At 51.6% G+C, this 9,951-nt stretch carries 7 protein-coding genes and 1 rRNA gene; 1 reads left to right on the top strand and 7 read right to left on the bottom strand.

Annotation, left to right across the window (positions count from 1 at the left end; translation table 11 throughout):
- Positions 1-82, top strand: a 5S ribosomal RNA gene (gene rrf, locus OGV79_RS21695); the annotation flags it as partial.
- Between the two features lie 130 nt (positions 83-212).
- On the opposite strand, the gene OGV79_RS07690 is transcribed toward rrf, so the two are convergent.
- The 7 genes from OGV79_RS07690 to OGV79_RS07660 form a co-directional block, all read right to left on the bottom strand.
- Positions 213-971, bottom strand: a complete 759-nt coding sequence (locus tag OGV79_RS07690; protein WP_012135408.1) for an amino acid ABC transporter ATP-binding protein — start codon at positions 969-971, stop codon at positions 213-215.
- Positions 972-978: 7 nt separating this feature from the next.
- On the bottom strand, positions 979-2,082 hold the full coding sequence (locus OGV79_RS07685) for an amino acid ABC transporter permease (protein ID WP_049010076.1): 1,104 nt from the start codon (positions 2,080-2,082) through the stop codon (positions 979-981).
- Positions 2,083-2,091: 9 nt separating this feature from the next.
- Positions 2,092-3,273 carry an amino acid ABC transporter permease gene (locus OGV79_RS07680; RefSeq protein WP_115608772.1) on the bottom strand — a complete coding sequence of 394 codons (1,182 nt, stop codon included), beginning with the start codon at positions 3,271-3,273 and terminating at the stop codon, positions 2,092-2,094.
- A 69-nt stretch (positions 3,274-3,342) separates the two neighbouring features.
- Positions 3,343-4,368: an amino acid ABC transporter substrate-binding protein gene (locus OGV79_RS07675; RefSeq protein ID WP_012135405.1), complete on the bottom strand. Its 1,026-nt coding sequence runs from the start codon at positions 4,366-4,368 to the stop codon at positions 3,343-3,345.
- Positions 4,369-4,801: 433 nt separating this feature from the next.
- Positions 4,802-5,023 carry a putative periplasmic lipoprotein gene (locus tag OGV79_RS07670; protein WP_012135403.1) on the bottom strand — a complete coding sequence of 74 codons (222 nt, stop codon included), beginning with the start codon at positions 5,021-5,023 and terminating at the stop codon, positions 4,802-4,804.
- A 269-nt stretch (positions 5,024-5,292) separates the two neighbouring features.
- Positions 5,293-8,406, bottom strand: coding sequence for an efflux RND transporter permease subunit (locus OGV79_RS07665; protein WP_012135402.1), 3,114 nt, complete (start codon positions 8,404-8,406; stop codon positions 5,293-5,295).
- An 11-nt stretch (positions 8,407-8,417) separates the two neighbouring features.
- Positions 8,418-9,575, bottom strand: a complete 1,158-nt coding sequence (locus OGV79_RS07660) for an efflux RND transporter periplasmic adaptor subunit (protein ID WP_047460889.1) — start codon at positions 9,573-9,575, stop codon at positions 8,418-8,420.
- Between the last annotated feature and the right edge of the window lie 376 nt (positions 9,576-9,951).

Here is a 9,951-nt window from a genome sequence, read left to right as displayed (position 1 = left end):
CCATGCCGAACTCAGAAGTGAAACGCCGTAGCGCCGATGGTAGTGTGGGGTCTCCCCATGCGAGAGTAGGGAACTGCCAGACATCAAATCAAGCGAAGGGCCCGGTCGAAAGACCGGGCCTTTTTGCGTTTACGCGCCCTGAGAACTGCTGGATGGCGGCTGTGCCTTATCCGGCTCACGTTCCACCAGATAAGCGCAGCGCCACCGGGCAGTTAGTGAATGACTTGCGACAAGAACGCCCGGGTACGCTCTGATTTAGGATGGGCAAAAAACTCTTCCGGTGGCGCCTGCTCAACAATTTCACCGCGATCCATAAAGATCACCCTGTCTGCTACCGTTCGGGCAAAGCCCATTTCGTGGGTGACGCAAAGCATTGTCATCCCGGACTGTGCCAGACCAATCATGGTATCCAGCACCTCTTTCACCATCTCAGGATCCAGCGCGGAAGTCGGCTCATCAAACAGCATAATTTTGGGCTTCATGCATAGCGAACGTGCAATAGCCACGCGCTGCTGTTGCCCGCCGGAAATCTGCCCTGGAAACTTATGGGCGTGCTCAGCGATGCGCACACGTTCCAGGTAATGCATCGCCAGTGCTTCAGCTTCTTTCTTTGGCATCTTCCGCACCCAAATCGGCGCCAGAGTACAGTTTTGCAGTACCGTCAGATGTGGGAAGAGGTTGAAGTGCTGGAACACCATACCGACTTCCTGTCTTACCCGCTCGATATTGCGAATGTCTTCATTGAGTTCAATACCGTCTACCACAATACGCCCTTGTTGATGTTCCTCCAGATGATTAATACAGCGAATGGTCGTGGATTTACCCGAGCCGGAAGGGCCACACAGCACGATACGCTCCCCCTGTTTCACGTTCAGATTAATGTCTTTCAGAACATGAAACTGACCGTACCATTTATTGACGTTTTCCAGCGTGATCATCGCGTCGGCAGGTTGAATTAATAATTGGCTCATAAAATCCTCAGTGCGGCGTACGCCCGGTGTTAAAACGTTTCTCCAGATGCTGGCTGTAACGCGACATGCTGAAGCAGAAAATCCAGTAAATCAGTGCGGCAAAAACATACCCTTCGGTCGACATCCCCAGCCATGCAGGGTCAACAGTCGCCTGCTGAACGCTACTGAAAAGGTCAAATAAACCGATAATGATCACCAGGCTGGTATCTTTAAACAGGGCGATAATGGTGTTCACCAGACCCGGAATCACCAGCTTCAACGCCTGGGGTAGAATGACCAGTCCCTGGGTTTTCCAGTACCCGAGCGCCAGAGATTCCGCGGCCTCATACTGCCCTTTCGGTAATGCCTGTAACCCTCCGCGTACGACCTCCGCGACGTAGGCAGACTGAAAAAGGATCACCCCAACCAGCGCCCGGATAAGTTTGTCGATACTGGTTCCTTCCGACATAAACAGCGGCAGCATGACCGAAGACATAAACAGCACGGTGATTAACGGTACGCCTCGCCAGAACTCGATAAAGATAACGGAGAGCATCCGAACGATCGGCATATGAGAGCGACGGCCCAGCGCCAGCAAAATTCCCAGAGGAAGGGCACCCGCAATACCGACGGAAGCGATGATCAACGTGAGTGTTAATCCTCCCCATTGCCGCGTTTCTACCCGCTCCAGCCCGAAGAAACCGCCATACATCAGCCACCAGACAACAATGGGATAGATAACCGCCCATGCGGCGATGTAGCGCCCGCGACGGGGCATTGCTTTCCAGAACATCGGCACAATGGAGGCCAGACCAACAAGTAATGCCAGGTTGATGCGCCAGCGTTGGTCATGTGGATAAAGCCCATACATAAACTGACCAAAACGTTCGTGGATAAATACCCAGCAGGCACCCGCCTTCGTGCAATCAGCACGCGTCGAACCCACCCAGTTAGCCTGTAGAAACGCCCAGTTCAGCAAGGGGGGAATGAGTATCCACATGAGCCACAGACAAAAAAGGGTTAGCAGGCTATTGGACCAACTGGAAAAGAGATTTTTACGTACCCACAAAATTATGCGACCTGCGCCGTTATTGGCCGGGCGCATGGGATGAGACAGAAGAACTTTTGTCATCATGGTTCCTTAGCGCTCAATCAGGGCGATACGGCGGTTATAAATATTCATCAGCAGGGAAATACTGAGGCTGATGATCAGATAAACCGACATGGTGATGGCGATGGTTTCAATGGCCTGACCCGTCTGGTTCAGTACCGTTCCGGCAAACAGGGAAACCATATCCGGGTAGCCGATAGCGGCGGCAAGTGATGAGTTCTTCACGATATTCAGATACTGGCTGGTCAATGGAGGAATGATCACGCGCAGTGCCTGGGGAATGATGACCTGACGCAGCGTTACCGGATTAGGGAGGCCCAGTGAACGCGCGGCTTCATGCTGGCCGTGGGGAACCGCCTGGATACCGGAACGGATGATCTCAGCAATAAATGCCGAGGTGTATACCGAAAGCGCCAGCGTCAACGCAGCCAGTTCTGGAATTAATGCCATCCCTCCCCGGAAGTTAAACCCGCGTAACTCAGGCACATCCCAGTGTAGCGCCGCGCCAAATAGCCACTGAGCGACAGCCGGCAATAGCACGATGAGCGCCAACGCCGTAGGCCATGTTCGGCGCAATTGCCCCGTCTTAATCTGGTACGTTTTATTGAAGCGAAAGAGCCCGGTGGAGATGACGATCGCCAGAAGGATTGCCACACAAAAAGCGATAACGCCTTCACCCAGCTGTGGTGCCGGAATATAGAGTCCCCGATTACTCAGAAAAACCAAATCCAGCGCGCTGACCGCCTGCCGTGGCCCGGGTAAATTACGCAGGACGGCAAAGTACCAGAAGAAGATTTGCAGCAATGGCGGAATATTGCGAAAGGTTTCGATGTAAATGGTCGATAACTTACGCAATAACCAGTTATCCGACAGGCGTGCAAGGCCGAGGAAAAAACCTAAAAATGACGCAAAAACAATACACAGTGCGGAGACCAGCAGGGTATTGAGCAAGCCGACCAGAAAGACGCGGCCATATGTATCCCCTTGCTCGTAGTCGATCAGGTGCTGAACAATACCGAACCCGGCGCTGCGATCGAGAAACGCGAATCCTGAGGTAATCCCCCGGCTGCTCAGATTGTTAATCGTATTATGAATTAAATAGACCGCAACACTGACAACCGCAATAACGGCGAGTATTTGAAATAACCAGGCGCGGACCGCAGGGTTAGAAAAGGAGAGCATTCCTTTCACGGTTGAGCGGCGATGGGACATAAGAAAACCTCGGTAACCATAACTCTGGGCTGAGCGCCGCAGGTGCGGCGCCCGTTACATCACAACGGCTTAGCGTACGGGTGGTGCGTACTGAATGCCGCCGTTATTCCAGAGATTGTTCTGGCCTCGTTTGATCTTCAGCGGGCTTTCCGATCCCACGTTACGTTCAAAGATCTCCGCGTAGTTACCAACCTGTTTAATGATGTTGTAGGCCCATTTGTTATCCAGTTTCAGATCCTTACCGTAATCCCCTTCTTTGCCCAACAAATGCGCCATGTCCGGTGTTGCCGGATTCGCCGCTTTCTCATCTACGTTCTGCGAGTTAATCCCCATTTCTTCAGCATTCAGCATAGCGAACAGCGTCCAGCGGACGACAGAGAACCACTCATCATCACCACGGCGCACAACGGGCCCCAGAGGCTCTTTTGAGATGACTTCAGGCAAGACGATCCATTCGGCAGGGTCGCTCAGCTTGATTCGCAGGGCATATAACTGAGACTGGTCAGAAGCCAGCGTGTCACAGCGGCCCGATTCCAGCGCTTTGGCTGACTCATCAGAGCGATCAAAAGTGACCGGGGTGTATTTCATTTTGTTGGCTTTAAAATAATCGGCCACGTTCAGTTCGGTATCCGTGCCAGCCTGTATACATACAGTGGCGCCGTCCAACTCTTTAGCGCTTTTTAACCCCGCTTTGTTATGCGTCAGGAAACCAATCCCGTCGTAATACGTCACGCCAGTGAATGACATGCCCATACCTGCGTCGCGTGAAGAGGTCCAGGTTGTATTACGGGATAACAGATCGACTTCGCCGGATTGCAAGGCGGTGAAGCGTTCCTTTGCAGTGAGTGGGGTATATTTTACTTTTGTATCATCGCCAAAGACGGCTGCGGCAACGCCACGACAAACATCGACGTCAATACCCGTGAATTTACCGCTTGCATCTGCATAAGAAAAACCAGGCAGGCCGTCACTGATCCCACATTGTACGAATCCTTTTTTCTTTACGGCATCCAGTGTTGCGCCAGCATGCGCTTGATTTGCAACAGCAAGCAGCACGCCGACCGCAGCCAGGCTGGCTATCATCATCTTTTTCATAATGCATCCTGTGTGGAGAAATTATCGTTATAGAGAGACGTTCTGGAACGTCTTTACCTGTCTGTGGCTTTGGCCATACTCTTTTAAGCAAAGGTAGTGCCAGGTTTTGCGAACGAATGCTCGACGCAATATGCAGAGTGTAGACAGGAAAAAATAAATGCAGCGCCCTGAAATGGTGCGAAAATGAAACGTAAGCCACATTTTGGAGCAAAATATTTAAATTTACGGGCGCTGTGCGGAATAACGATTTCGCCCGTTAATATCGGCAGGATAAGTATGATAAATGCAGTTTCACTAAGACAGAATAATGAAAAACGCCAATCTTATAGAGTAGATATGTGAGAGAAATCTATAATTAATGATTAATAATAAATCGATTGTCCAGAGCTTTGTCTTATATTAAAAGCGCGGGTTGCCGCGCTTTTAATAAAACCTATTTCGTCAGGGCAACAATCCCCAGCGTCAGGCCTGCGACAGCGGCTGCGCCACCGGCAATCGCCCCCGCTGTTTCCCAGTTATCCTGCGTGGTGCCCTTCATACAGGTATTGGTATGAACCAGACGACCCTGGTCGTCATAAACCGGAACGCAAGGAGAGTCATGCGCACACCCCGCCAGCAAGGTTGTGAGCAATGCAACAGGAATTAATCTTTTCATGGTGTTACCTCAAAAATAAACGTTTCGCTACATCCAGCAAAGTCGAATGCTCCGCTAGCTGCGAACCCGGCGCTATTTTATCACGCCTTAAAAAAGCACCCGCATGTGGAATAATTTCAATTCATGTGGATTGTAAAAATAATGGAGAAAAGGATGGCTAAGTGGTGCATGTCTGGTAAATAGCAGGGAAAATAAATGACTATCTTTTTAATACATAAATGGATAATTATTTTGGAAAAAGGCGCCCGAAGGCGCCGTAATTTTAGTGGTTAATCATGATGCCGGTTAAAACGACGTCTCACGACCACAAAGAAGACCGGAACGAAGAAGATTGCCAGCAATGTCGCCGTCAGCATTCCTCCCATAACCCCTGTTCCCACCGCATTTTGCGCGCCACTGCCTGCGCCATGACTGATAACCAGCGGCATAACGCCGAGGATGAACGCCAGAGATGTCATCAGGATTGGGCGTAAACGCATACGCGACGCTTCAAGCGTTGCCTCAATCAACCCTCGTCCCTCTTTCTCCATCAGATCTTTGGCAAACTCCACAATCAGGATGGCGTTTTTAGCAGAAAGACCAATGGTTGTGAGCAGGCCAACCTGGAAGTAAACGTCGTTATTCAGTCCGCGAAGCGAGGCGGCCAGCAATGCGCCGACCACGCCGAGCGGTACGACGAGCATAACGGAGAACGGAATGGACCAGCTTTCATACAATGCAGCCAGGCAAAGGAAGACCACAATCAGTGAGATTGCATACAACGCCGGAGCCTGGTTGCCGGAGAGGCGCTCCTGATACGACATGCCTGTCCAGTCATGACCAATACCGTTCGGTAATTTTGCCGCCAGGCTTTCCATTAATGCCATCGCTTCCCCGGTACTTCTGCCGGGCGCCGCTTCACCCAACAGCTCCATTGAAGGCATACCGTTGTAGCGTTCCAGACGTGGTGAGCCGTAAATCCACCGTGCCGAACTGAAGGTGGAGAACGGAACCATTTCACCGTTTGCGCTACGGACATACAGATTGTTGATGTCACCGGGCAACATGCGGAACGGCGCATCCGCCTGGACATAGACTTTCTTCACTCGTCCATGATCGATGAAATCATTCACGTACGTGCCGCCAAGCGCGGTGGAAATCGTCTGGTTGATGTCTGACAGGCTGACTCCCAGAGCCTGTGCTTTTTCCTGATCGACATCCAGCTTGAACTGTGGCGTATCTTCCAGTCCGTTAGGGCGTACGCGAACCAGCAGGTCAGGATGCTCTTTTATCATACCCAGCAACTGGTTCCGGGCTTTGGTGAGCTCCGTGTGACCCAGGTTCGCCTGATCGATCAGTTCAAAGTCAAACCCCGTTGCCGTACCCAGCTCAATAATCGCGGGCAGGTTGAACGGGAAGACAAGACCATCCTTTATCTGGCTGAATGCCCTGGTTGCGCGGGCAACGATCGCTTCTACGCCATTTTCTTCGCCGGGGCGTTCTTCCCAGGGCTTCAGGCTAATAAAGACGATACCGGAGTTCTGCCCCTGTCCGCTAAAGCTAAAACCATTCACGGTAAAGACGGATTCAACGTTGGCTTTTTCCTGGTTCAGATAGTAGTTCTGAATCTGATCCAGCACTTGCTGCGTACGTGTCTGCGTCGCGCCAGCAGGTAACTGCACCATCGTCATGAATACGCCCTGATCTTCTTCCGGCAGGAAGGAGGTGGGTAAGCGCAGGAACAAAATGGCCATGCCGCCGACGATAAGGACATACAGCAGCAAATAACGCCCGGTCTTGCGCAAAATACCGCTGACGCTGTTACTGTAATGCCCGACGCTTTTCTCAAACAGCGTGTTAAACCACCCGAAGAAGCCACCTTTCTTTTCATGGTGATCGGCAGACGCAGGCTTAAGCAGCGTGGCGCAAAGCGCAGGCGTCAGGATGAGCGCAACCAGTACAGAAAGCGCCATTGCAGAAACGATAGTCAGCGAGAACTGGCGGTAAATTGCGCCAGTTGAGCCGCCAAAGAAGGCCATCGGCACAAATACGGCGGAAAGCACCATCGCGATCCCCACCAGCGCGCCCTGAATCTGCGACATTGATTTCTGAGTCGCTTCTTTGGGCGGTAGCTTTTCTTCCACCATCACGCGTTCGACGTTTTCCACGACGACGATAGCATCATCGACCAGCAAGCCGATGGCGAGCACCATCCCGAACATTGTTAACGTATTAATAGAGAAACCGAACGCCGCCAGGATGGCGAATGTACCCAGCAGTACAACCGGCACCGCAATGGTCGGTATCAACGTCGCGCGTATGTTTTGCAGGAAAAGATACATGACCAGGAAAACGAGGATGATTGCTTCAAACAGCGTTTTCACCACTTCATGAATCGATATTTTCACAAACGGCGTGGTGTCATACGGGTAGACCACTTTCAACCCTTGCGGGAAAAACGGTTGTAGTTCCGCAAGCTTTGCTTTAATGGCCGCTGCCGTATCCAGCGCGTTCGCGCCGGTTGCCAGCTTAATACCCAGACCTGTCGCCGCCTGGCCATTAATCTTCGTCACCATGTTGTAGTTTTCGCCGCCCAGTTCGATGCGGGCCACATCTTTAAGATGGACCATCGAACCATCCTGATTCACTTTCAGCGTGATGCGGCCAAACTCTTCAGGCGTTTTCAGGCGTGTTTGCGCGATGATAGAGGCGTTAAGCTGCTGTCCCGGGATGGAAGGCGTCCCGCCCAGTTGGCCTGCGGCAATCTGGTTGTTCTGCGTTTTCAGCTGGTTAATAACATCTAACGGCGTCAGTTGGTATTTGTTTAACGCATTGCTGTCGAGCCAGATACGCATCGCGTACTGTGCGCCAAACAGTTGGACGTCGCCGACGCCGGATGTCCGGCTGATGGTATCTTTAACGTTAGATGCCACATAATCGGAAATATCATCCTGCGTCAGGTTCTTATTGTCGGAAACAAAACCGGCCACCAGAAGGAAGCTACTGCTTGATTTCTCGACGCTGATACCTTGCTGCTGTACTTCCTGCGGCAACAAAGGCATGGCCAGTTGCAGTTTATTTTGTACCTGAACCTGTGCGATATCCGGGTCGGTGCCGGACTGGAACGTCAACGTAATAGTTACGCTACCGGACGAGTCGCTGGTGGACGACATATACATCAGGTTATCGATACCGTTCATATTCTGTTCGATAACCTGCGTTACGGTATCCTGCACCGTTTGCGCGTCCGCTCCCGGGTAGGTTGCGGAAATCGCAACGGCGGGCGGCGCGATGGTCGGGTACTGCGCAACGGGCAGCTGCATGATCGCCAGGGCGCCAGCCATCATGAGAATGATGGCCAGAACCCAGGCAAAAATCGGGCGATTAATAAAAAAGTTTGCCATGTCCGGTTACCTTATTGCGCTGCATTCGCCGCAGGGGCATCGGTGGTGGCTTTAACCTGTTCGCCCGGGCGGGCTTTCTGCAAGCCGCTGACGATAACTTTGTCGCCCGGTTGCAACCCTTTGCTGATTAACCATTTATCGCCGATCGCCTGAGTAGCGATAACGTCGCGCGCTTCAACCTGATCTTTATCATTGACGATCATCACCATCGCATCGCCACGCGGCGTACGCGTTACGCCCTGCTGTGGAACGAGAATGGCATTGGGCTGAATGCCTTCATCAATTCGCGCGCGGACAAACATACCGGGAAGCAGGGTGTGCTGAGGATTGGGGAAAACAGCCCGAAGGGTGATAGAACCGGTACTTTCATCTACCGTAACGTCGGAAAATTGCAGCGTGCCTTTCAGCGGGTACGCCTGACCATTTTCCATTACCAACTCGACGTTGCTGCGGGTGTTGTCTTTGTGCAGGCTACCCTGCTCGACGGACTGCCTGAGACGCATAAAATCGCTGCTGGACTGCGTCACATCAACGTAAATAGGATCAAGCTGTTGCACGGTCGCCAGTTCGGTTGCCTGACCATTGGTTACCAGCGCGCCTTCGGTGACACTGGATTTACCAATGCGGCCGCTGATCGGCGAAGTCACTTTGGTGTAGGCGAGGTTGATGCGCGCGCTTTCTACTGCGGCTTTTGCGGCGATAACGGCGGCATCAGCCTGACGAGCATCGGCGATGGCCTGGTCGTACTCTTGTTGGCTAATGTATTTTGTGCCAACCAGCGGAACGTAGCGTTTAACCGTTAAGTGTGCAATGGCGGCGGCAGCTTCGCTTTTTGCCAGCTCGCCTTTGGCGCTGTCGTAATCAGCCTGATAAGTCGCCGGGTCAATCTGATAAAGCGACTGGCCTGCTTCGATATCGCTACCTTCGGTGAAATTCCTTTTCAGTACAATGCCGCTGACCTGAGGCCGGACTTCCGCAATACGAAATGGCGTCGTGCGCCCCGGTAGTTCGGTCGTCACCGCTAAGGGGGCAGATTCGACTACGTGGACGGTGACTTGCGGCTCAGCAGGGTGAGCTTGCGTATCTCCCTGATCGTTACAACCGGCGAGTAACGCAGCGGAGATTATGATGAATGAGGGCAGGAGTGCAAACCTGGCATGTTTCGTCATTACTGTTCCTTAGAAAACCGAAGCTCGTTATTTACCGGATAACGGTAAGGCGTTAACGCGCACAAATAAAATAGCAGTTGGCTATCCTACAAATTATCAGCTCGTGATGTAAGCAATACTTATTTCCGGTCGTCATGCACGGCACGTAAAAGCAAAAAAAGATTAATATCCTGTCGTTTCATAATGCGGTGGAAAAGTAAAACCCTGTCTTTCATTAACACAAATAGAAATATACATTCTTTTGGTGAATAGTTTTATTTGATTCATTTGTATTTATTATTTATTTGGATGTATTGTGCGTAATAATACACGAGGGATCTCGTTTAAATAAAAATGAAGTGATACATTTGCGCGTTATCCCTGAACAGTATTTACT

It is taken from the genome of Citrobacter sp. CK185 (assembly GCF_030333565.1).
GTDB lineage: Bacteria > Pseudomonadota > Gammaproteobacteria > Enterobacterales > Enterobacteriaceae > Citrobacter_B > Citrobacter_B koseri.
Note: the sequence above shows the minus strand (reverse complement) of the source record. Positions and strands in the feature narration are given on the sequence as shown.

Bases quoted from the DNA above. Each gene is read 5' to 3' on its own strand.
- OGV79_RS07690 (WP_012135408.1), bottom strand. From the start codon at position 971: ATGAGCCAATTATTAATTCAACCTGCCGACGCGATGATCACGCTGGAA.
- OGV79_RS07685 (WP_049010076.1), bottom strand. From the start codon at position 2,082: ATGACAAAAGTTCTTCTGTCTCATCCCATGCGCCCGGCCAATAACGGC.
- OGV79_RS07680 (WP_115608772.1), bottom strand. From the start codon at position 3,273: ATGTCCCATCGCCGCTCAACCGTGAAAGGAATGCTCTCCTTTTCTAAC.
- OGV79_RS07675 (WP_012135405.1), bottom strand. From the start codon at position 4,368: ATGAAAAAGATGATGATAGCCAGCCTGGCTGCGGTCGGCGTGCTGCTT.
- OGV79_RS07670 (WP_012135403.1), bottom strand. From the start codon at position 5,023: ATGAAAAGATTAATTCCTGTTGCATTGCTCACAACCTTGCTGGCGGGG.
- OGV79_RS07665 (WP_012135402.1), bottom strand. From the start codon at position 8,406: ATGGCAAACTTTTTTATTAATCGCCCGATTTTTGCCTGGGTTCTGGCC.
- OGV79_RS07660 (WP_047460889.1), bottom strand. From the start codon at position 9,575: ATGACGAAACATGCCAGGTTTGCACTCCTGCCCTCATTCATCATAATC.